Genomic DNA, 20,999 nt, shown 5'->3' on the forward strand with positions numbered 1-20,999 from the left:
CCCGCGGTAAAAGTTGCGCGGACATCGAACCGGGCGCGCGCGAGCGCGGCGAAACGACGAGTTGCGCCAGCTCGCGCAAGTTGGGATTGCCAGGCAAACCCCGCATAGCGGCCTCGCCGCGCTCACCGATGCAATGTTGTGGCCTACAATGACCGGAACCCGCGACGCGGCGCGAGAGCGGCGCCGCGCCGACCTGATCGACGGTTTGCAGTGGGCGCTGGAACCGCTGCGCCGGATGATGAACAAGCACTTTCCGACGCAATCTCTCCTGGAGAGCAGCATGCCCTTTCCGGCCCAAGATTACGGTTGCGCCGGCTGGCGCGGCGAGATGGCGCGCCGCATCGGCGAGTTCGACTGGAGCGCGACCAGCCTCGGCGCGATCGACCACTGGCAACGCAGCCTGACCTCGACGGTGCAGATGATGCTCGCCTCGCCGGTCCCGCTCGTGCTGTTGTGGGACGTGCCCGGCTACATGATCTACAACGACGCGTACGCGGTGTTCGCGGGCGGGCGCCACCCTTATCTGCTCGGCTGTCCGGTCGAAGCCGGCTGGCCAGAAGTCGCCGAATTCAATCGCAACGTGATGACCACCTGCCTCGCGGGCGGCACGCTGTCGTATCGCGACAAGGAACTCGTGCTGCTGCGCGACGGCAAGCCCGAAGACGTGTGGATGGATCTGTACTACAGCCCCGTCGCCGGCGACAGCGGCGCGCCGGCCGGCGTGATCGCGCTGGTGATCGAGACCACCGGCCGGGTGCTGACCGAGCGCAGCCGCCAGCGCGCCGAAGCGGAACTGCACGAGACCAACGAGCGTTTGCAGCTCGCGCTGAACACCGGCGCGGTGCTCGGCACGTGGGTGCTCGACGTGCAAAGCGGCAAGGTCAGCGGCGACGAACGCTTCGCGCGCACTTTTTCCCTCCCGCTCGAAGAAACCGCGAAAGGCGTGTCGCGCGACGCCACCACCGCGATGATTCATCCCGACGACCAGCCGTTCATCGAGCGGCTGAGCGCCGACGCGATTCGCACCGGCGAGCCGTTTCGCGCCGAGTACCGGATCCGCCGCCCGAACGGCGGCTACGTGTGGGTGCAGGCGAACGGCCGCTGCGAATTCGACGCCGAGGGCCGGCCGAGCCGTTTTCCCGGTGTGCTGATCGACATCCACGAGCGCAAGATCGCCGAACAGTCGCTTGTTCAGTTGACCGAAACGCTGGAGCAGCGCGTCGCCGATTCGATCGCCGCGCGCGCGCTCGCCGAGGAGCAGTTGCGCCAGGCGCAGAAGATGGAAGCGATCGGCAGCCTGACGGGCGGCGTCGCGCACGACTTCAACAACGTGCTGCAGGTGATCAACGGCAACCTGCAGATGCTGGCCGCCGACGCCGGCGACCAGCCGGTCACGCAGCGGCGTCTGGCGGCCGCGACGGAGGCGGTCAAACGCGGCGCCAGGCTCGCCGCGCATCTGCTCGCGTTCGCGCGACGCCAGCCGCTGTCGCCGACCGTGCTCAATCCGCGCCGCCTGCTAAACGGGATGAGCGAGATGCTGCACCGCTCGCTCGGCGAGACCGTGCGCATCGATACCGTCGTCAGCGACGATCTGTGGAACGTGCAGGTCGACCGCAATCAGCTCGAGAACGCGCTGCTCAATCTCGCCATCAACGCGCGCGACGCGATGCGCGCCGACGGCGTGCTGACGGTGCGCGCGACCAACCGCCGGCTCGACGCCGCGTTCTGCCACGACAAGCCGGAACTGTCGCCGGGCGAATACGTGGAGTTCTCGGTCGCCGACACCGGTTCGGGGATGTCGCCCGAGATCCTGCAACACGTGTTCGAGCCGTTCTTCACGACCAAGCCGGACGGCCACGGCACCGGGCTCGGGTTGTCGATGGTGTTCGGCTTCGCGCGCCAGAGCGGCGGCTGTGTCGCGATCGAAAGCGAAGTGGGCCACGGCACCACGGTGTCGCTGTTCTTTCCGCGCTGCCGCGAAGCGCAGACGCCGGAGCCGGTCGACGGCCCGGCGACCTCGGTCGGCGGCGGCGAAACGATCCTCGTGGTCGAGGACGACGCCGACGTGCGGCTGACCGCGGTCGAAATGCTCGCGCAACTCGGCTACAAGGTGTTGACCGCGTCGAACGGCGACGCGGCGCTCGAATTCATCGACAGCGACGTGCCGATCGATCTGCTGTTCACCGACGTGGTGATGCCCGGCAAGCTCAAGAGCGTCGAACTCGCGCAGCGCGCGGCCGCGCGCACGCCGCCGGTGCCGACGCTGTTCACGTCCGGCTATACGCGCGACGAAATCGTGCACCACGGCAAGCTCGACGCGGGCATTACGCTGCTGTCGAAACCGTACCGGCGCGACGATCTCGCGCGGATGGTGCGCAACGTGCTGCGCGCGAGTCCCGCGCATGCGGACCCGGCCGCCGGGGTGCACGACGGGGGCATCGCCGCGTGCGTGCCGCCCGCTGCTTACGACGGCACGCGGGAACCGGCGGCGGCCGCGCAGCACGGCGAGCCGGCGCCGCGCGAAGCCGCGCGCGTGCTGCTGGTCGAAGACGATGCTCAGTCGCGCGAGGCGCTCGCCGAACTGCTCGGCGCGCTCGGCCTCGCGTGCAGCGCGGCCGGCAGCGCCGAGGAAGCGCTGCCGCTCGCGGCCGCGCAGCACTACGACGTACTGCTTACCGACCTGACGCTGCCCGGCATGTCCGGCGCCGAACTCGCCCGCGTCGTGCGTCGCGAGCAGCCGTCGATACGCGTGCTGCTGGTGTCCGGCTACGGTCGCAGCGCGGAGATCGGCGAGACGATTCCTGGCGCCCGGCTGCTCGGCAAGCCTCTCGATTTTGGCCAGTTGCGCCGCGAACTCGCGCAATGGCTCGACCGCTTCGAGGCGGCTTCGTAGGTCTGCTTAACAGACGCAGGGTCAGGCGGCGCGCTTTCATGGCTCGCGCAGCACGGTTCTGAAGCCGATGTGAACGGTGCCGAGCGTCGGGTCCTGCGGCTGCCGCGACGACGGCCGGTAGCGCACGCAGAAGTTCGGCGCGCACAGGAACGAGCCGCCCTTGATCACGCGCGCCGGACGCTCGAGCGTGTCGACCGGTTGCGAGACGGTCACCACCAGCGGGTTCTGCGCTTCGTCCTGCGGATGGCGGTCCTCATACACGTCCCGGGTCCACTGCCAGACGTTGCCGACCGGATCGAACATCCCGTAGCCGTTGGCCGGGAAGCAGCCGACCGGCGCGGTGCCCTTGTAGCCGTCGCGCGCCAGATTGCGCGCCGGAAAATCGCCCTGCCACGTGTTCGCCATATAGCGGCCCTGCCCGCTCGGCGTGTTGCCCCACGGATAGGTGTCGCCGTCCAGGCCGCCGCGCGCCGCGTATTCGTACTCGGCCTCGCTCGGCAGATCGCGGCCGAGCCACTTCGCGTACGCCTGCGCGTCGGCGTAGCTGACCTGCACGACCGGATGGTTGTCCTTGCCCGCGATCGAACTGCCGGGCCCGAACGGATGACGCCAGTTCGCGCCGGGCTGGAATTTCCACCAGCGATAGGCGTCGTCGAACTGCTCGGTGCCCTTCGGCCATACGAACACGACCGAACCGGCCACCAGTTGCTCCTTGGGCACACCGGGTAATTGCGCGGGATCGCGCGCGCGTTCGGCGTCGGTCACGTAGCCGGTCGCCTTCACGAAGCGCGCGAATTGCGCATTGGTCACTTCGTGCTGGTCGATCAGGAAGCTGTCGAGCCGCACGCTGCGCACGTTGCGCTCTTCCGGATAGCCGTCGTTCGAACCCATCCGGAAACGGCCCGCCGGAATGCGGATCAGGCCCGCTCGATTGGCGACGCCGTTGCGCGCGGGGCCGAAGCCGGCGGGCACGCCGTTGTACGCGGCGCATAGACGGGGGCCGGCGGTGGGGTCTTCCGGGGCGGTCGCAGCTGCGCTCACGGCGCCGGCCGAAGCGGGCAGCCACGCGGCCAGCAGCAGCGCAGGCATCAACCTCGACACCCGCGCCGCAACCGCGCCCGCCATACGGCCCGGCACGCGAGCGCGCCGCCGCTCAACGGTTGGTTTCGAGTTCATCTTGGTAGTAATGCGTAGCGTTGCTGTAGCCCGGACGCTCGCCCAGATGCGGGATATCCTGCACGCCGTTCTCCGTCTGATACGCGTCGTAGTCGGCGAGCAGTTCCTTCAGCTTGGCCGGATAACGCTTCGCGACGTCATGCAGCTCGGAACGGTCGACGCTGACATGGAACAGCTGCCACTCGCCCGTGCCCCACGGCTTGTTCGCATATGAGATTTTCCAGTCGCCCTTGCGCATCGCGCGCCGGCCGTTCAGCTCCCAGCCCTCGGTGAACTCGGGATGCACGGTTTTGCGCTGGCCGCTCAGGAAGTCGAGCATCGACGTGCCCTGCATCCGGAACACCGGCCGCCCGTCGTACCGGCCGTCTGGTTGCGCGACGCCGGCCAGTTGAAGAATGGTCGGCGCGACGTCGGTCACGTGCGCGGGCACCTTGCTGATCTGCCCGTCGTGCGCGCCGTGCGGCAACACGATGATGTTCGGCACCGCGATCCCGCCTTCGTACGCGAATGCCTTGTAGAGCCGCAACGGTGTCATGCTGACCTGCGCCCAGCCCGGTCCGTATTCGACGAACGAGCCCGCGCGGCCGGTATTGGCGAGGCTGTTGTCGGCGTGACGCTTGATCCATTCGCGATTCGCCTGCTCGTCGAGAATGCTGTTGCCGTCCGCGCCGTTATCCGACATGAAGAAGATCACTGTGTTGTCGTACTGGCCGGTTTCCTTCAGATGATCGACGAGGCGGCCGATCTGCGTGTCCATCACGTCGATCATCGCCGCGTAGACCGCCATCCGCTTCGACTCGATCTGCTTCTGCACGGGCGACAGGCTGCTCCATTGCGGCCACACTTCGTCGCCGGTGTATGCCTCCATATCCTTTGGCACCAGACCCATCGCCTTCATTTTCGCGAGACGCTGCGCGCGGATCGCGTCGTAGCCGGCGTCGTATTTTCCTTCGTACTTTTTGATCGCTTCGTCCGGCGCCTGCAGCGGCCAGTGCGGCGCGGTATACGCGACGTACGCGAAGAACGGCTTGCCGTCGTCCTTATGACTGTCGATATACGACAGCATCTTGTCGGTATAGCCGATCGTCGAATAGAAGCCTTCTGGCAAATCGATCAGCTTGCCGTTCTCGCGATACATCGCTTTCGGCGTCTTGTCCGGGTCGTTGGTGATGATGCCGACCTGGCCGAAATGACTCGCGCCGCCCTGCACCATCGCAAACGACTGTTCGAAACCGCGCGACGCGGGGCCGTATTCCTCGGTCAATCCAAGGTGCCATTTGCCGACCATATAGGTGTGATAGCCGGCGTCGCGCAGCAGTTGCGGAAAGGTCACCACGCTATGGGTCATGTAACCTTCGTAGCCCGCTGCGCTACGCTGCGCCGGCGTAAGCAGTTCGGCCATCCCGCCGAGCCCGACGCGGTGATTGTCGACCCCCGACATCAGCATCGCGCGGGTCGGCGAACAGAACGGCGACGCGTAGAAGTCGGCCATCCGCACCCCTTCGTGCGCGAGCTTGTCGAGATTCGGCGTTTGCACTTCGCCGCCGAATGCGCCGATATCGGAATAGCCGAGGTCGTCGGCGACGATGAGCAAAATGTTCGGACGTTTGCTTTGGGTGGCCGTGGCGGTGTGCGCGGCGCTGGTGCTGTTTGTGCTGTTTATGCTAGTACCGGCTGCGAGAGCGGAACCCGTCAGCGCGACCGCGCAGGCGAGCGCGCAACGGGTCAGTAATGTCTTCATCTCCATCTCCTGTTTTTTCGTTTTATCGGCTTGTTATGGGTGATGCCGTGTGGATTCTGCGGCGAAGCGGCGGCACCGTCCAACACCGATTCAGACTGTTTTCATACCGTAGGGGTATGCCGGTTCTTTATGGATGACGATGCCGCCGCCCTGCTTGAATCGCGTGAGTTATATCGACCTGAACAACGGGCTTTTCGCGAGCGCGTCCGCTCCGTCGGCGTTGCTGAGAAACTTCTCCGTGTAAATATCGCGTTCGAACAGTTGGCCCTGCATCAACGCGCGAATCGACGCTTCGATCATCACCGGCGGTCCGCACAAATAGGCTTTGTGGCCGCGAAAATCGCCATTGAAATGCGCTTTCGCCGCGTCGTGCACGAAGCCGCGAAAACCGTCCCATGTACTGCCCTCGGCTTCGTTCGACAGCGCCGGCACATAGGTGAAATTCCCGTGGCGTTTCTCCAGTTCGACAAACTCGTCGTGGTAGTACAGCTCCGCGCGATCGCGCGCGCCGTACACCAGCGTGATCGGTCGCGTGTCGCCCTGTTCGAGCAGATCGAGCAGCATCGAGCGCGGGCTCGACAGCCCCGAGCCGCCGGCAATCAGGATCACCGGTTGCGGGTCCGACGCGCGCACGAAGAAGCGCCCGAACGGGCCGCTAAAGCGCAGCGCGTCGCCGGGTTTCAACGCTTCGTGCAGATAGCCGGTGCCCTTGCCGCCCGGCACGCGCCGCACGTTCAACTCGATCAGCGTCGCCGATCCGGGCTTGCCGGCCAGTGAAAACGCGCGCGGCATGTCCTCGCCCGGAATCTGCACGTTCACGTACTGGCCCGCCTGAAACTCGATGCCGGCGCCATCCAGTTCGACGAAGATGCCCTTGATGGTCGGCGTCAGATCGACGCTGTCCTTCACGCGGCCGGTGAAGTCCCGCACCGGATAGTGACGCGCGTCCGGGTCTTCATCGATGTCGGCTTCGATCGTCAGATCGGATTGCGCGGTCGCGCAGCACGCGAGGCACTTGCGTTCGTCGCGCTCGAAATCCATCAGCGCGAACGGCGACGCATTGCCGTGCTCGATTTCGCCGTCGACCACCTGCACCTTGCAGGTCGCGCATAGCCCGTGGCAGCACGCGTGCGGCAGCCACACGCCGGCGCGCAGACAGGCGTCGAGAATGGTCTGATCGTCGCCGATCTCGATGCTGTGACCGAGCGGCTCGATGGTCAGCTGATAACTCATGTCAGCGTCTCCGTGTCAATTTCCGTTTCTATTTGCGTTACTGTTGCGTCGTTACTTCAAGCCGGGCCTAGCTGCACGAGCCGCGAATGCCGGTCAGCCCCGGCGTGCGAAAACGCAGCACCGCCTTGTGGCCGAGGCCGTTTTCGCCGAGCGTGCGCTCGAACGCCGGAGTGAAACGCCGGTTCGAACTGAACCATTCGATCTCGTCGAGCTTGACCTTGTCCCAGTCCGGATGCGCGGCGTAGATGCCCGGCAGCACGTCGTGCGCGAACGTCGCGAACGTCATCGACGGCGGTACCGGGATGCAATGCGGCGCGCAGAACATCAGGTGATCTTCCCAGCCGACGAACAGCAGCCGGTTGCCGTGAAAATTCTCTTCGCGGTCCTTCATTTCACCTGTGTAGCCATCTTTCAGCGCGATAACTGACATGTCGTGTCTCCTTCGTATGGTGTCGGCGCGGACGTGATGCTCACGCGAGCTGAGCGGCGGTTGTAGTCGGCGTGGGGGTCGCGGCCTGCGTTTGCGCAGCCTGCCCGGCGATTGCTTCGCTCGTGCCCTCGCCGCCGTGGCTCGGCTTGCCGGTCCAGCGCAGCCAGTTCTTGCGGTCCGGCGAATCCTCGAATTCGTGGCCGTCCTCGCCGACATTGATGTGGTAGTAGCGCAGCACTTCCGCGAGCGGGTTGAAATCCGCCGCGCTCGGGTCCGCGTCTTTCTCGAAGCAGTTGCCCTGGTAGATCTGATGGACCGGCAACCACGCCTGCACGTATTTCTCCGGCTCGTTGTCGAAGATGTCCTTGCAGCCGTCCGAGCAGAAATGGAACTTGTTGCCGAGATAATCGCTTTCGCGGTAGCAGATCTTGGTCGGGTCGTCCGGCTCGGTGAAGGCCATCGGAATCTGGCAAATCTGGCACAGCATCGGCAGCGTATTGTTGTAGAAGCGCTTGCCCTCTTTCTGCTGCTCGCGCCAGTACTCGAAACGCGGCCGGTACAGCCGGTCGAACGTGGCCGGATATTTTTCGGCGAGCCAGTTCATTTCGTCGTCGGACGGAATCCACGTGTGCATCGCGGCCGCGTGCGTGTAGTTGTAGAAAATGCCCCACGCCTCGTGCGAAATGCGGTCCTTCTCTTTCGACGCGACTTCGTGATACTTCGGCATCCTGATCCCATAGCGCTCCAGATCATGGAACAGCGCGCCGCCGTTCTTTTCGAAGTAGGTCTCCCACGCTTCCTGCCACGACATGATCCGCTTCGGCAGCATGTAGTCCATCATCATCGCGACCAGCGTCAGGAGCCGGTAGCCGCGCCAGAACCACTTGTCGATCCACTTCTGGATAATCGGCACATTGCCCGGGTCCTGTTCGAGCAGGAACTTGACCACTTCGAGGCCGAGCGTCATATGGCGCGATTCGTCGGACTGCGCGGAAAAGCCGAACGTGACCGTCGCCATGTCGCCGTTGAACGCGGCGCCCGACATGAACGGCATGAACAGCAGATTGGTCAGCACGTATTCGAACGAGAACGAGATCGCGGTCACGAACTCGAACGGACCGGCGCTCATCGCGTCCTCGAAATACGACTTCGGCACCGACAGATACCAGACCCGGTCGTGCATATGCTTGAAGTCGTGAAAGCCGTTGAAGAACTTGTTGTAGTGGCTGATCGTGTGGACCTGGGTCTGCGCGTGGCGCAGTTCGTCGATCGCCTGCATCTGGCACGCGATGCGCGCGCCGGCGCCGCGAAAGTTGCGCCCGGCCAGCGCGAAGCCGCGATGCGCCGCGTATTCGAGCGGGCTCACCCCGGTCAGGAACAGCTTCAGCGCGTTGATATAGCGCGGGTCGGTCACGTTGAACTGGCCGTTGTTCTGCTGGAACGCGTCGATGATCGCGTACAGCTTGCGTTCCTTTTCGCCCTGGTACTTCCAGTACGCGTCCATCGTCAGGCGGAACGGGTCTTCCCATTTATCCCAGTCGTGGACCTTGATGCCTTCGAAGCGGTCGTACGGGAACACTTCGTCCATCGGCTGATAGGTGGTCTCCCAGCCGAGACCGCGAGTCAGCATCGCGTAGTTTTCCTTGATGCTGAGTTTTTTCGGCGTTGCGTTCGGGGTGCTCATTTTCAGGCCTTCCATTCCAGAATGAATTCGTCGTCGGTCTCGTCGATATTGCCGCCGAGCGAGATCAGATTCAGTTGCAGTTCGCGCAGGTCGAAGTCGCGGCCGATCCGCTCCTCGATCGACTCGCGCCGGATCACCAGCCGGCCGACCGCGTCGATCTTGACCATCGCCGGAAACGCGTTGACGACCGCGTGCGGGTTGTCGGCCTCGATCGCCTCGATGATCGGACGCGAGTCGTCGTTGGCCTGGAATGCGATGAATACCGAATCAGCCATGGTTGGTCTCCTGGGCTTGCGGCTGCGCTTGTTCCTGGCTTGGCGGCTGCGCCGTCTCGATCGAAACGCCCTGCTTCTGCACCCGCGCATCGAAACTCGCGGCGATTTCCCGCAACGCGGCGTCGCCGTCCTGCGCACCGAGCGCCTCCACTGCGAGCGGTTGCAACGCATCGAGCACTCGCGCGCGCCACTTCGCGATCCATTGCCCGAGCAACGCCGCGTTCTGCGCCGATTCCGCCGCCGCGGTCTTCAAAGTCGCATCGACCCAGCGGCTCGTTTCATCGAACCAGCTGCTCGCGAACTCGTTCACCATGCCGAGCGCCGCGCCGTACTCCTTCGACAGCCGCTGGTCGATATGGCGATACACGAGCGGATACAGCAGCCCGTCGAGCACGACGTTCTGCGCGACGTAGGTCTCGAACCAGTCCTTCACGACCATCGTGTCTTCGACCACGCGGCGCAGTCCCTGCCACATCGGCTCATCGAGCCATTGCGCCTTGCCGTCTATCAGCGAGCTGCCCGAATTGCCGTCGAGCAGCAGCCCGAGCCGCGACAGGTACTGCGCGATGCCGAGCCGGTCCATCGAATGAAACATCGTCGCCTGGGTGATCGCGGTGCCCCAGCCATACCCGGTGACGAAGCAGTTATTCGTATTGGCCGCCCATTCGACGTGGCGCAGCGGCACCATCAACGCGGCGATGCGCGCTTTCGCGTCGTCGGGCAGATCGGCCAGCAAACGCCGCCGCGTGACGAACTCGAGGTTCTTTTCCATCGCGTCCTGCTGACGCGCGCGGGCGATCGTATACGCGCCGTAGTAGTACTGGCGCGGATCCTTGAACGCGTACCAGTCATTCATCTGGATCGCCGTGCGGCCCTTGTCGTACAGCGCGAATTCCGGTTGCCACAGCGGCCGGTAATGGAAGTTATCTTCGGGCTGCAGTTCCAGCGTCGCTTCCTGATAGCGCGACGCCGGCTTGTCCGCGCCGAGCCGTCTCGCGACATGCGAGAAGGTCTGGCGGATCTGCTGGACCGAAGAGGTCTTGATGTCGATCTGCATGGGGTATCTCCTTCGTTTCCTTCGTTTGTTCTACGGGGCTCGCGCCCTTCGGTACCGCTTATTCGCTGACGCCCGGCTGGCCGTAACGCCACTTCAGCTGTTCGAGATCGAGCGCCGCCGCTTCGTCGTCGCTCAGTTGCAGCACCTGATGGATTGCGCAAAAGGACGCGTAATCCGGCGCGCTCATCACGAGCTCGACGCTCAGGCCCGGATCGCCGATCGAAAAATCGAACTCGACGAAGCCGTCGTCGCGGCGTTCGCGCACGCGCACATAGCGGCGCGTCACATCGAAACTGCGCGACGCCGGTTCGGCGTGGGGTGAATGCGAGGACATCGCCGTCTCCTTGGTGTTGTTGCGAGGTCTCCGCGCGCGTCGGACCACGCACGGCGCCTGCTTCTGTTTCACTGCATGCTTTGATCGAAAATCGCTGCTGCGCGCCTATTAATGCAACCGCTATGCCAATGCGGCGCGAAAAGCCTCGCGACGCACGGCAGAAAGCGCACAATCCCTTGTGAATCAACGGATAAGCGACGCGCGGAAAATAACGCGGCAAAATCGTGGCGACGCGCGGGCCGGTTTGCGCTAGATCAAATGATCGAAAGCGGGCCGCCGCGCGCGTCGGGCGGCCGATCAAATCGGTATCAGGGAACACCCGGAGCCGTGCGGCCCGCGATCGGTCATGCAGCGGCGCGCGCGACATTGCATACTGACGGCCCGGCACCGCCGGTAAAAAATCAGACACGTGGTTGGAGACGAATCCCGATGGTCACCCGAAGCAAGCCCGCCGAAAATCCGCGCATGTCGATGGTCTCGCCGCAGGGCGCGTGCGTGGACCGCCTGCGCTATCCGGACATCGCGGACCTGATGTCGCGGCTGCACTTCTCGCCCGGCGACGGCCGCATCTGGCTCGGCGACCAGCGCATGCTGCTCGTGCATACCGGCTCGGTCGGCGTGATGCGCCGCGAGCTGATCGACAGTCTCGGCATCGACGCGGCGCGCGGCCTGCTCACGCGGATGGGCTATAACTCCGGCGCGCGCGACGCCGAACTCGCGCGCAAGGTGCGCCCCGATAGTTCGATCACCGAAATGTTCGCGGTCGGCCCGCAACTGCACATGCTCGAAGGCATGACGGTGGTCGAGCCGGTGCGGCTCGAGCTCGATGTCGAAAAAGGCCACTACTACGGCGAGTTCGTCTGGAAGAACTGCGCGGAAGACGAGGAGCACGTGCGCATCTACGGGATCGGCGCGGAGCCGGTGTGCTGGACGCAGATCGGCTATGCGTCCGGTTATACGAGCGTGTTCATGGGACGGCCGATCGTCTATCGCGAAGTGGAGTGCCGCGCGCTCGGGCAGTCGCAATGCCGGATCGTCGGCAAGCCGGTCGAGGAATGGGGCGACGAAGCCGCCGACGATCTGCGCTTCATGCAGGCGCAGTCGTTTACGCACGGGCTTTCAGTGGCCGCGTCGCGGCGCGACACCGGTCAGACGGCGAAGCACGCCGGCAAGCGCGCGGCGAACGGTGAACTCAAGCGCGCGCTGCAACAGGACACGCAAGACGCGATCGCCGCGCTGCCTGGCGACAGCCGCCCGCCGACCCCGACCGCGTTCGGCGACGACAACATGGTCGGCGCGTCGCCCGGCTTCAACGCGGTCTGCCATATGATCCGGCGCGTCGCGACGACCCGCGCGACCGTGCTGTTCCTCGGTGAAAGCGGCGTCGGCAAGGAAGTGTGCGCGCGCACGCTGCACCGGATCAGCGCGCGCGGCGACGGCCCGTTCGTCGCGGTCAACTGCGCGGCGATTCCGGAGGCGCTGGTCGAGTCGGAACTGTTCGGCGTCGAACGCGGCGGCTTCACCGATGCAACCCAGAGCCGCCCGGGCCGCTTCGAACGCGCGAACGGCGGCACGCTGTTTCTCGACGAGATCGGCATTCTCAGTCTGACCGCGCAAGGCAAGCTGCTGCGCGCCTTGCAGGAAGGCGAGATCGAACGGGTCGGCGATACGCAGACGCGCCGCGTCGACGTGCGCGTGATCGCGGCGACCAACCTCGATCTGAAGGACGAGATTCGCGCGGGGCGCTTTCGCGAAGACCTGTATTTCCGTCTGAACGTGTTTCCGATCCGGGTGCCGTCGCTGCGCGAGCGGCGCGAGGATCTACCGGTGCTGCTCAATCACATGCTGCACAAGTATCGCGAACGTCATGCGCGCGACGTGACCGGCTTCACCGGCCGCGCGCTCGATGCGCTGCTCAACTACGGCTGGCCCGGCAATATCCGCGAGCTGGAAAACCTCGTCGAGCGCGGCGTGATTCTCGCGCCGGACGGCGGCGCGATCGACATCGGCCATCTGTTCACGAGCGGCGAAACGATCGACGCGCAGATGTTCGGCCTCGGCAGCAACGGCTCGCTGACGCCGTCGGGCTCGCTGCTCGATCAGCAGGCGGGCGGCGGCGAAGTGGAACGGGTCGTCAGGAAGGTCAACGATCTGCTGATGGGCGCGAGCGGCGAGATCGATCCGACGTCGCTCGACGATATCGAAACCGCGCTGCTCAAAAGCGCGGTGCAACGCGCGCAGGGCAATCTGTCGGCGGCCGCGCGCACGCTGGGCATTACGCGGCCGCAACTGGTTTACCGGCTGAAAAGCCGCGGACTGCGGGTGTAAAAAAGCGGCGGTGAAATTCAGCGCCGCGTTTCTAGCGTTGTTTTCAGCGCCGGCGAGAAAATGCGCCGGCCGCCCGCGCGTTATTGCTTGCCGCTACGCCGGAACACGTCGACCAGCTTGTCGACGATCCGGTTCAACTCGCTGCGCTCGTCGGCCGAGAGCATCGACAGCATTTCCGTTTCCAGCGACTGGCCGAACTGATCGGCGCTCGTGCGCAGCCGCTTGCCGGCGGCGGTGGACCACAGCTGGAAATGGCGGGCATCGTCGGGATGAATCGAGCGCCGCACCAGCTTGCGCTCGATCAGATCGGCGACCAGCTTCGACAGCAGCGTCTTCTCGATCAGCGTCTGTTCCTTCAACTCGGTCGCGGTAATCCCCTCGGCGTGGCAGATCACCCGCAGCACCCGCAGCGACCGCACGTCGAGCCCGACCTCGGCGCGGTATGAAGCATTCGCGCGGCTGATCATCTCGTTCTTCAGCAGATCGAGCTTGAAGGTCAGAAAGTAGTTCCACTCGATCGAGCTGCTCGCCGGCGCAGCGCCGGTTGTGTCGGCGGCAACGGCCGGCGCGTCGTCGCGCGCCGGTTCCTGCCCGACGTCCGGCAGCGCGCTCGCCCCTTTCCTGCCGGCGCGCCGCTTCGCGTTGTTTTTTTGCTCCCCCACTGGCGTCCCTGCTCGCATCTGTTCGCGTCCTGTCTGAAGACTTTACTTAAGCGCCCGCTTCACGCACCGGCGGGCATCTGATCGAGGATGATAGCCCAGACCCTCCGCATTATTCGATTACCAGGGAAAAGCATTAGTTGAAAATTGCAACTAATGAAATTATTCTTCGACTCGACCCGGCGCCGGCTGTCTCGCAGCGAGCGCCGCACCCATTCATCACCAGGAGGATCGGCGGTATGCAGATGGACAGCGAATTGAAAGCTCTGGGCGAACAGATGCGCGCGTGGCGCAGGGACATCCATCAGCATCCGGAACTCGGATTTCACGAGCATCGCACCGCGGGTCTGGTCGCGAAGCTGCTGGCCGACTGGGCGATCGACGTACAGACGGGCATCGGCGGCACCGGCGTGGTCGGCACGATTCGCGGCACGCGCGGCGACGGTCCGTCGCTCGGTCTGCGCGCCGACATGGATGCGCTGCCGATGAGCGAAAAAGGCACCCCCGCGCACCGCTCGATTCACGAGAACGTATTCCACGGCTGTGGCCACGACGGCCATACCGCGATCCTGCTCGGGGTCGCCAAACACCTCGCCGCCAATCGCGACTTTCGCGGCACCGTTCATCTGATCTTTCAGCCGGCCGAGGAAACGCTGCGCGGCGGCTCCGCGATGATCGACGACGGCCTGTTCGAGCGCTTTCATTGCGACGAGATCTACGCACTGCATAACAACAATCAACTGCCCGCCGGCAAGATCGGCGTGCGCAGCGGCGCGATCCTGTCGGCGTGCGACCTGTTCCGGATCAACATCAAGGGCGTCGGCAGCCACGCGGCGATGCCGCACAAATCGATCGATCCGTTGATTGTCGGCACCACGCTGGTGCAATCGATCCAGAGCATCGTCAGCCGCAATGTCGATCCGCTCGATACCGCGGTGATCAGCGTCTGCAAATTCCTGTCCGGCACCGCGATCAACGTGATTCCCGACACCGCGCTGCTCGAAGGCACGGTGCGCACGCTGTCGGTGAAGGCGCAGGAAACCACGCTCGCGCGACTGCGCGCGATCTGCGAAGGCGCGGCGACGATGTACGGCTGCGAAGTGAGCTTCGAGCATCTGCAAACCTCGCCGCCGACGCTGAACACGCCCGCCGAAACCGACACGGTGCGGCGCGCGGCGGAACATGTGCTCGGTGCGGGCAACGTGATCGTCGACGTCGCGCCGCTGATGGCCTCGGAAGATTTCGCGTTCATGTTGCAGCAGCGCCCGGGCTCATACTTCTTTCTGGGCCACGACGGGCTCACCTGCCACCACCCCGAATTCGATTTCGACGACGACACCGCGCCGACCGGCGCGGCGGTGTTCATCGAAATCGTCCGGCAACGGCTCGGTTGAAGCGGTCCAACGGCAACATCGGCGAGCCCGCTGGGGCCGCATCTAAAGCAATCGATCAGAGGGGAACAGCTATGAACGGAAAACCGACGCCGTCGCCGGCGATGGTGCGCAAAGTAGTCATCGCTTCGGTGCTCGGCAATGCATTCGAATGGTTCGACTTCGCGATTTACGGGCTGTTCGCCGTGATGATCGCGAAGCTGTATTTCCCGAGCGGCAACGAGTTCGCGTCGATGCTGCTGACGCTCGCGACGTTCGGCGTCGGCTTCGCAGTGCGCCCGCTCGGCGGCGTGCTGCTCGGCCTGTACGGCGACCGCGTCGGCCGCAAGAAGGCGCTGTCGCTGACGATCGTGCTGATGTCGATCGGCACCGGCATGATCGGCGTCCTGCCGACCCACGAGGCGATCGGCATCGCCGCGCCGATCCTGATGGTGCTCGCGCGGCTGATCCAGGGCTTCTCGGTCGGCGGCGAATTCAGCGGCGCGACCACGATGCTGGTCGAGTTCGCACCGCAAAACCGCCGCGGCTTTTTCGGCAGCTTCCAGATGTGCTCGCAGGCGCTGGCGTTCTCGCTCGGCGCGCTGGTCGCCTATCTGCTGACGGTCAACCTCACGCCGCAAGCGCTCGAATCGTGGGGCTGGCGTCTGCCGTTCCTGCTCGGCATCCTGATCGGGCCGGTCGGCTGGCTGATCCGCTCGACCGTCGACGAGTCGCCGGAATTCGTCGCGTACACGCAGGAAGTGCAAAGCGGCAAGGTCAAGCGCGTGAATACGCCGCTGCGTACCGTGTTCCGCGACTATCCGCGCGCGGTGCTCGGCACGCTCGGGATGTCGGTGGTCGGCACCGTGTCCGCGTATGTGTTCGTGTTCTTCCTGCCGATCTTCGCGAAGAAGCAGCTGGGCATGTCGTCCACCGACGTGAACCTGAGCACCTTCATCGGCACGCTGGTGATCCTGGTGTTCTGCCCGCTCGCCGGCTATCTGTCGGATCGCTACGGGCGCAAGGCGGTGCTGCTGCCGGCGATCGTCGGCTACAGCATCGCGTCGTACGTGCTGTTCAAGCAGTTCGTCACGCTGCCGAGCTTCGGCTCGCTGCTCGCGGTGCAGGTCGGTGTGTCGTTCTTCATGAGCTTCTTCTGGGGCCCGACGCCGATCGTGCTGACCGAGGTGTTCCCGGTCAGCGTGCGCTCGACCGGCGCGGCGGTCACCTATAACCTGGCGGTACTGATTTTCGGCGGCCTCGCGCCGTTCGTGAATACGTGGCTGGTGCACGCGACCGGCAGCAATCTCGCGCCGATCTACTACGTGCAGGCGAGCGTGGTGATCGGTCTGCTCGGCGTGCTGCTGTTGCCGTCGATCGCGCGCCGCACCGCGGCCGGCTTCGCGACCTGAAACGAAGTATGTCCCCGGCAGCGCGGCAATCGAGCGATTGCAACGCAGGGGACAAACGACGAAACGTCGACGCTAACAGCATTCGCCACGCGCCGATCCACCGTTGAACCGCCGAAACCACGCTCAATTCCGGAATTAGTAGCAACCCCCCAAACCGTAAGATCGTGATGTACCCCTTAGTGAAGCGTTGGGTGGCATGCTAGATCTTCCTCTTTCCGATGAAGCGTGGGCACGCGTCAGTCATCTGTTCCAGCCGCCACCGAACAACCGTTTTGGACGGCCCGCGCGGCCGCCGCGCGAGATCCTCGATGCGATCCTGTGGGTGCTCACGCACAACGAAAAATGGCACCGGCTGCCGGCCACGTTTCCGCCGTCGCAAACCTGCTACATCAAATGGCTGCAATGGCGGCGCGCCGGGCTGATGAGCGCGATTCTCGACGCGCTCGAATTGACCGAACAGCTCGCGGCTTTGCAGGCGACGGCCCGCTCCGTGGCGGCGCCGCCCACGCCGGACACCGCGCACGAACCGGCGCCGGCCGATTCCGACACGTGAATTCGCGGGCAAGGCGGCATATATTGATGTCAGGGATCGAAATCCGCGACGGCGTTGCCCGATCTGCCCGGGCCCGGCGTGTGCGGGTATGATGCCGGGCGCGGCACGCCGCGCCCTCGAGTTCCGATCCCGCATCCCTGCCACGAGAACCATCATGCCTGCCCAACCCGATCAAGCTCCCGGCGCGCATACTCCGCCGGACGACGCGAAGCGCAAGACGCTGTCCCTGACCGCGCGCAATCTGCTGATGGTTCTCATCGGCGTGATCATGTTCGTGATCGTCGCGGGCATCGTGCTGTACAACCCGATCATGTATGGCGATCAGATTCCGAACTTCGGCATCATCCTGATGATGACGGTGCCGGTGATCGCGGGCGTCGCGTTTCGCGTCGGCCTCGACGCATGGCTCGACCGGGAGTGAACGGCGTGCTGTGCGGCGCGGCCGAACCGCGAAACGCGCCACGTGCTCACCTGGCCGCGTCGACCGGCAACACGACCCACACTTCGAGCCCGCCGCCGTCGCGCGGATGAAACTGCAGGCCGCCGCCGTGCAGCCGCGCGATCCGCTCGACGATCGATAAACCCAAGCCCGTGCCGCCGCTCTGCGCGCGCGCATTGCGGCCGCGCTGAAACGGCGCCTTCAGTTTCTCCAGCTCCGCCGCCGTCAGGCCCTTGCCGCGGTCGCCGACCGCGACCGTCACCGCGCCGCCGCTCGCCCACGTGCGCACCGCAAGCCCGGTGCCGCCGTAGACGATCGCGTTCTGCATCAGGTTCATCAGCAGCCGCATCATGCCGATCGGCCGGTAGCGCAGCGCCGGCAACGCGCCCAGCGACAGCTCGAAGTCGTGGCCGAGTCCCGCGAAATCGCCGGCTAGCCGCTCGATCAGCGCGTTCAGATCCCCGGGCTGCGCCTGCTCGCGCTCGCGGCTGCCGGCGTAATCCATGAACTGCTGGAGGATCGTTTCGATCTGGTCCAGATACGCTTCGGCGGTGCCCACGAAGCTGCCGTCGGCGCCTTCCGGCAGGGCCATTGCCATCGACAGCCGCAGCTTGGTCAACGGCGTGCGGATGTCGTGCGAAATGCCGGCAAGCATCAGCGCGCGGCTCGCCTCGGCTTCCCGTAACGCGTGCGTCATCTGATTGAAAGCGGCGCCGACCGCGGCGATTTCGGCGGGACCGCCGGTCGGCAGCGGTTCGGGCATCTCGCCGGCGCTCACGCGGCGCGCGGCGCTGGTCAGCTCGCGCAGCGGTTCGTTCAGATGCAGCTGGATCGCGTAGCCGGCCAGCGCCGCCAGCACCCCGAGCCCGAGCGACAGGAAGATCGCCGCTTCGAGACCGCTGCCTTGGGCGTCTGCCGGGATCGGCAGCGCGATCCAGTATGGCGCGCTGGGCGGCGCGGTGGCGCGTGCGCCTGTGCTCGAGTCCGCGTTCGAGTCGCCGTTTGACGCCGCGCTCAACTCCGCGTTTGATTCTGATACACCGACGGCCGGCGCATGCATGCGAATCCACAGCCGCTGTGCGCCCTCGCTCTGCCAGCGGGCCGGCATGTCGGCGGGCAGATGCGCGCGCAGGCTGTCGAGAAACACCCCGCGCTGATAGCTGCGATACGCGCGCAGCAGATCGTGCGGCGGTGCTTCGTTCGCTTCGGGCGGCAACTGCTCGCGCGCATCGAACCGGGCGCTCAGCGCGGCGCGCGACGCGGGCGGGCTCGCGGCGAGCAGCTCGTCGAGCGTGGTCACGTAAGTCGCGAACACCGCCGCCGCGCGCTCGACGCGCGGACGCTGCACGTAATGCAGCAGCACCACGATCGAGGCGATCTGGCTCAGCATCACCAGCACGATCAGCAGCACGATATTGCGCGCGAGCAGCGTGCGCGGCAGCAGCTTGCGCCATGGCGGCCGCGTCATGATTCGACGTCCGCGGCGAGCATATAGCCGACGCCCCACACGGTTTTGATGAAACGCGGCTTCGACGGATCGGCCTCGACGATCTGGCGCAGCCGCAGCACCTGCACATCGATGCTGCGATCGAGCGCGTCATGATCGCGGCCGCGCGCTCGCGCGAGCAGGTTGTCGCGGCTCACCGCGCGGTTCGGCGACGACGCCAGCGCGACCAGCAGCAGCATCTGCGCGGAATGAATTTCGAGCGGCTCGCCTGCCCGCGTGAGCTGTTGTTTGCCGACATCGAGCGCGAATTCGCCGAAGCGCACGCTTTGCGAAGTGACGGTCGGCTCGCCCGCGGCGATCTTCTGCCGCCGCAGCAGCGCGTTGATACGCGCGGCCAGTTCGCGCGGCAGGAACGGCTTTGCGAGGTAGTCGTCGGCGCCGGTTTCGAGGCCCGCCGCGCGGTCGAGCGGATCGCCCTTCGCGGTCAGCATCAGGATCGGCAGCGTCTGGCCCTGCGCGCGCAATTGTGCGCAGATTTCGAGGCCGTCTTCGTCGCCGATCATCAGATCGAGGATCAGCAGATCGAACGGTTCGCGCTCCAGGTAGCGATAGAGGCGCTTGCTGTCCTCGGCCGCGCGCACGTCGAAGCCGTGTCCGCGCAGAAAGCGCAGCAGCATGTTGCGTAGCTCGACTTCGTCGTCGAGCACGATGATTCTGGCAGGACGTTCCATGCGACGGCTCCTGGGTTTGCCGCGAGCGCGGGCGCTACGACGCCGAGTATGAACGCAAACGCGGAAGCTGTGCCGGGCGGCGGCGCGATCATGAGCGAGATGGCGATGGCGATGGCGATGGCGATGGCGATCATTAGCGCAACGGCGATGGCAACCGCGCGGTGCCGTGCGGCCTCGCCCGCCACGATTGCGCCGATTCCGGCGCCGCTCAGTGCGCCGCCCCGCGTTCCTGCATGAACGCCTCGATCTGCGGCAGCGTCACGTAGCCGAGTTTCTGCGCGTCGATTTCATCGAAATGACGCGCGAGCATCGGCATGCCGGCGGCGGCCTGCTCGCGCGTAAGCTTGCCGTCGTGCGTGGTGTTCGCATTGGCAAAGCGCGTCTGCAACTGCTGCTCCATGCGTTCGATCCGCTGCGGGTTCATGCTCTGCGGCGTGGCCTGCGCGAACGTGACGGTCGATGCGCAGCACAGCAGCACGGTGGCGAGCAACTTCTTCATGACTGACTCCTTCGATGGGGTCATCGCCGTCGCCTGCCAATGCCGCGATCCGTTTCGATGACAGCGTGAATTCTTGGCCAGGCATCGTTGCCGCGCAATTGAACAATCATGTCGAGTTATGTCATGGCGGGCGAGCCGTCACTGCATGACTCGATGCGATTGCACCGGCATGCGGCGCCCGCCCGCGGTGCACGCCCGCGCCATCGACGTTAGTTATTTGAAAGCAAATTCCGACGGCGAGCGTGAGGGGGCACGATTAAGTAAAGCTTGCAGCCGTTGGCGCTTTTTACTCCTATTGATGTACCGAACTTGCAGGTCGAATCGCCGCTTTCCGCCACCGCCTCTGGCTTCAGCCGCCTTCAACGAAGTTGGAACGATGATTGCTTTTAGAAAGGGATTCGCGCGGGCTAACCCCAATCTTTCCGGACCCCTACAAATGAGTTACCAGGATATCGACAAGGAAATTGCCCATCTCGAAGTGGTATTCGGCCTGATTTCTCCGCGTGACCGCTTTCCGCTGTCGTACTGGCAGCGGCGCTTGCATGCGCTGATGTCGTTATCGTTGATGCCCGCGCAACGCGAACGCGTGGTGCGCCTCGAAGCGATGTTGCGCTCGGCCGGTTCGCGGCTGAGTCAGGTCCCTGAAACGACGCGGTCGGGCTCGGCTTTGATAGCGGGTGTTTGACGCATCTGCCAAGCGCGGGGGCGGACGTGCACCCGGAGCGGTGAGCGCCCCCC

Annotated in this window: 19 protein-coding genes; 7 read left to right on the forward strand and 12 right to left on the reverse strand. The window is 65.1% G+C overall.

The features are described from left to right. The first annotated feature begins 280 nt into the window (after window positions 1-280). A complete protein-coding gene (locus tag LJ656_RS18745) occupies window positions 281-2,893 on the forward strand; it encodes a response regulator (protein ID WP_230511094.1) in 2,613 nt (870 codons plus the stop codon). Window positions 2,894-2,929: 36 nt separating this feature from the next. Here the strand turns inward: LJ656_RS18745 and LJ656_RS18750 are convergent, their stop codons facing one another. The 8 genes from LJ656_RS18750 to LJ656_RS18785 form a co-directional block, all read right to left on the reverse strand. After that, window positions 2,930-4,069 carry a formylglycine-generating enzyme family protein gene (locus tag LJ656_RS18750; RefSeq protein WP_230510873.1) on the reverse strand — a complete coding sequence of 380 codons (1,140 nt, stop codon included), beginning with the start codon at window positions 4,067-4,069 and terminating at the stop codon, window positions 2,930-2,932. After that, window positions 4,047-5,810, reverse strand: a complete 1,764-nt coding sequence (locus LJ656_RS18755) for an arylsulfatase (RefSeq protein ID WP_230510874.1) — start codon at window positions 5,808-5,810, stop codon at window positions 4,047-4,049. The genes LJ656_RS18750 and LJ656_RS18755 overlap by 23 nt, the downstream gene beginning before the upstream one ends. 168 nt (window positions 5,811-5,978) lie before the next feature. Beyond that, window positions 5,979-7,043 (reverse strand): NADH:ubiquinone reductase (Na(+)-transporting) subunit F, encoded by a 1,065-nt coding sequence (locus LJ656_RS18760; protein ID WP_230510875.1) that lies wholly within the window; start codon window positions 7,041-7,043, stop codon window positions 5,979-5,981. Window positions 7,044-7,110: 67 nt separating this feature from the next. Continuing rightward, entirely contained in the window at window positions 7,111-7,473 is a 363-nt protein-coding gene (locus LJ656_RS18765) for a phenol hydroxylase subunit P4 (RefSeq protein WP_230510876.1), read from the reverse strand. Between the two features lie 40 nt (window positions 7,474-7,513). Continuing rightward, on the reverse strand, window positions 7,514-9,157 hold the full coding sequence (locus LJ656_RS18770) for an aromatic/alkene/methane monooxygenase hydroxylase/oxygenase subunit alpha (protein WP_230510877.1): 1,644 nt from the start codon (window positions 9,155-9,157) through the stop codon (window positions 7,514-7,516). A gap of 2 nt (window positions 9,158-9,159) precedes the next feature. Next, entirely contained in the window at window positions 9,160-9,432 is a 273-nt protein-coding gene (locus tag LJ656_RS18775; protein WP_129957605.1) for an MmoB/DmpM family protein, read from the reverse strand. Next, window positions 9,425-10,489: an aromatic/alkene monooxygenase hydroxylase subunit beta gene (locus LJ656_RS18780; RefSeq protein WP_230510878.1), complete on the reverse strand. Its 1,065-nt coding sequence runs from the start codon at window positions 10,487-10,489 to the stop codon at window positions 9,425-9,427. The genes LJ656_RS18775 and LJ656_RS18780 overlap by 8 nt, the downstream gene beginning before the upstream one ends. Before the next feature lie 58 nt (window positions 10,490-10,547). After that, window positions 10,548-10,823: a phenol hydroxylase subunit gene (locus LJ656_RS18785; protein ID WP_230510879.1), complete on the reverse strand. Its 276-nt coding sequence runs from the start codon at window positions 10,821-10,823 to the stop codon at window positions 10,548-10,550. Between the two features lie 429 nt (window positions 10,824-11,252). On the opposite strand from LJ656_RS18785, the gene LJ656_RS18790 reads away from it, so the two are divergent. Next, a complete protein-coding gene (locus tag LJ656_RS18790; protein ID WP_230510880.1) occupies window positions 11,253-13,151 on the forward strand; it encodes a sigma-54-dependent Fis family transcriptional regulator in 1,899 nt (632 codons plus the stop codon). 80 nt (window positions 13,152-13,231) lie between these two features. Here the strand turns inward: LJ656_RS18790 and LJ656_RS18795 are convergent, their stop codons facing one another. Beyond that, window positions 13,232-13,813, reverse strand: coding sequence for a MarR family winged helix-turn-helix transcriptional regulator (locus LJ656_RS18795; RefSeq protein WP_230510881.1), 582 nt, complete (start codon window positions 13,811-13,813; stop codon window positions 13,232-13,234). A gap of 236 nt (window positions 13,814-14,049) precedes the next feature. On the opposite strand from LJ656_RS18795, the gene LJ656_RS18800 reads away from it, so the two are divergent. The 4 genes from LJ656_RS18800 (at window position 14,050) to LJ656_RS18815 (ending at window position 17,566) form a co-directional block, all read left to right on the forward strand. Further along, a complete protein-coding gene (locus LJ656_RS18800) occupies window positions 14,050-15,204 on the forward strand; it encodes a M20 aminoacylase family protein (RefSeq protein ID WP_230510882.1) in 1,155 nt (384 codons plus the stop codon). Window positions 15,205-15,275: 71 nt separating this feature from the next. After that, complete coding sequence (locus LJ656_RS18805) at window positions 15,276-16,592, forward strand: MFS transporter (protein ID WP_230510883.1); 1,317 nt, start codon at window positions 15,276-15,278, stop codon at window positions 16,590-16,592. A gap of 196 nt (window positions 16,593-16,788) precedes the next feature. Then, entirely contained in the window at window positions 16,789-17,145 is a 357-nt protein-coding gene (locus LJ656_RS18810) for a transposase (protein ID WP_230510884.1), read from the forward strand. Between the two features lie 154 nt (window positions 17,146-17,299). Further along, window positions 17,300-17,566: a hypothetical protein gene (locus tag LJ656_RS18815; protein WP_230510885.1), complete on the forward strand. Its 267-nt coding sequence runs from the start codon at window positions 17,300-17,302 to the stop codon at window positions 17,564-17,566. Between the two features lie 46 nt (window positions 17,567-17,612). On the opposite strand, the gene LJ656_RS18820 is transcribed toward LJ656_RS18815, so the two are convergent. From LJ656_RS18820 to LJ656_RS18830, 3 genes are all read right to left on the reverse strand, one after another. Next, window positions 17,613-19,052 carry an ATP-binding protein gene (locus LJ656_RS18820; RefSeq protein ID WP_230510886.1) on the reverse strand — a complete coding sequence of 480 codons (1,440 nt, stop codon included), beginning with the start codon at window positions 19,050-19,052 and terminating at the stop codon, window positions 17,613-17,615. Further along, on the reverse strand, window positions 19,049-19,762 hold the full coding sequence (locus tag LJ656_RS18825) for a response regulator (RefSeq protein WP_230510887.1): 714 nt from the start codon (window positions 19,760-19,762) through the stop codon (window positions 19,049-19,051). The genes LJ656_RS18820 and LJ656_RS18825 overlap by 4 nt, the downstream gene beginning before the upstream one ends. A 208-nt stretch (window positions 19,763-19,970) precedes the next feature. Next, the gene (locus LJ656_RS18830) at window positions 19,971-20,261 is read right to left on the reverse strand and encodes an EF-hand domain-containing protein (RefSeq protein WP_230510888.1); all 291 of its coding nucleotides are present in this window, start codon (window positions 20,259-20,261) and stop codon (window positions 19,971-19,973) included. A 436-nt stretch (window positions 20,262-20,697) separates the two neighbouring features. Here LJ656_RS18830 and LJ656_RS18835 point away from each other — a divergent pair, with 436 nt between their 5' ends. Further along, window positions 20,698-20,946, forward strand: coding sequence for a hypothetical protein (locus LJ656_RS18835; RefSeq protein WP_230510889.1), 249 nt, complete (start codon window positions 20,698-20,700; stop codon window positions 20,944-20,946). The last annotated feature ends 53 nt before the right edge of the window (window positions 20,947-20,999 follow it).

This window comes from Paraburkholderia sejongensis, from assembly GCF_020880815.1.
In the GTDB taxonomy this organism is placed as follows: domain Bacteria; phylum Pseudomonadota; class Gammaproteobacteria; order Burkholderiales; family Burkholderiaceae; genus Paraburkholderia; species Paraburkholderia sejongensis.

Bases quoted from the DNA above. Each gene is read 5' to 3' on its own strand.
- LJ656_RS18745 (WP_230511094.1), top strand. From the start codon at position 281: ATGCCCTTTCCGGCCCAAGATTACGGTTGCGCCGGCTGGCGCGGCGAG.
- LJ656_RS18750 (WP_230510873.1), bottom strand. From the start codon at position 4,069: ATGAACTCGAAACCAACCGTTGAGCGGCGGCGCGCTCGCGTGCCGGGC.
- LJ656_RS18755 (WP_230510874.1), bottom strand. From the start codon at position 5,810: ATGAAGACATTACTGACCCGTTGCGCGCTCGCCTGCGCGGTCGCGCTG.
- LJ656_RS18760 (WP_230510875.1), bottom strand. From the start codon at position 7,043: ATGAGTTATCAGCTGACCATCGAGCCGCTCGGTCACAGCATCGAGATC.
- LJ656_RS18765 (WP_230510876.1), bottom strand. From the start codon at position 7,473: ATGTCAGTTATCGCGCTGAAAGATGGCTACACAGGTGAAATGAAGGAC.
- LJ656_RS18770 (WP_230510877.1), bottom strand. From the start codon at position 9,157: ATGAGCACCCCGAACGCAACGCCGAAAAAACTCAGCATCAAGGAAAAC.
- LJ656_RS18775 (WP_129957605.1), bottom strand. From the start codon at position 9,432: ATGGCTGATTCGGTATTCATCGCATTCCAGGCCAACGACGACTCGCGT.
- LJ656_RS18780 (WP_230510878.1), bottom strand. From the start codon at position 10,489: ATGCAGATCGACATCAAGACCTCTTCGGTCCAGCAGATCCGCCAGACC.
- LJ656_RS18785 (WP_230510879.1), bottom strand. From the start codon at position 10,823: ATGTCCTCGCATTCACCCCACGCCGAACCGGCGTCGCGCAGTTTCGAT.
- LJ656_RS18790 (WP_230510880.1), top strand. From the start codon at position 11,253: ATGGTCACCCGAAGCAAGCCCGCCGAAAATCCGCGCATGTCGATGGTC.
- LJ656_RS18800 (WP_230510882.1), top strand. From the start codon at position 14,050: ATGCAGATGGACAGCGAATTGAAAGCTCTGGGCGAACAGATGCGCGCG.
- LJ656_RS18805 (WP_230510883.1), top strand. From the start codon at position 15,276: ATGAACGGAAAACCGACGCCGTCGCCGGCGATGGTGCGCAAAGTAGTC.
- LJ656_RS18810 (WP_230510884.1), top strand. From the start codon at position 16,789: ATGCTAGATCTTCCTCTTTCCGATGAAGCGTGGGCACGCGTCAGTCAT.
- LJ656_RS18815 (WP_230510885.1), top strand. From the start codon at position 17,300: ATGCCTGCCCAACCCGATCAAGCTCCCGGCGCGCATACTCCGCCGGAC.
- LJ656_RS18820 (WP_230510886.1), bottom strand. From the start codon at position 19,052: ATGACGCGGCCGCCATGGCGCAAGCTGCTGCCGCGCACGCTGCTCGCG.
- LJ656_RS18825 (WP_230510887.1), bottom strand. From the start codon at position 19,762: ATGGAACGTCCTGCCAGAATCATCGTGCTCGACGACGAAGTCGAGCTA.
- LJ656_RS18830 (WP_230510888.1), bottom strand. From the start codon at position 20,261: ATGAAGAAGTTGCTCGCCACCGTGCTGCTGTGCTGCGCATCGACCGTC.
- LJ656_RS18835 (WP_230510889.1), top strand. From the start codon at position 20,698: ATGAGTTACCAGGATATCGACAAGGAAATTGCCCATCTCGAAGTGGTA.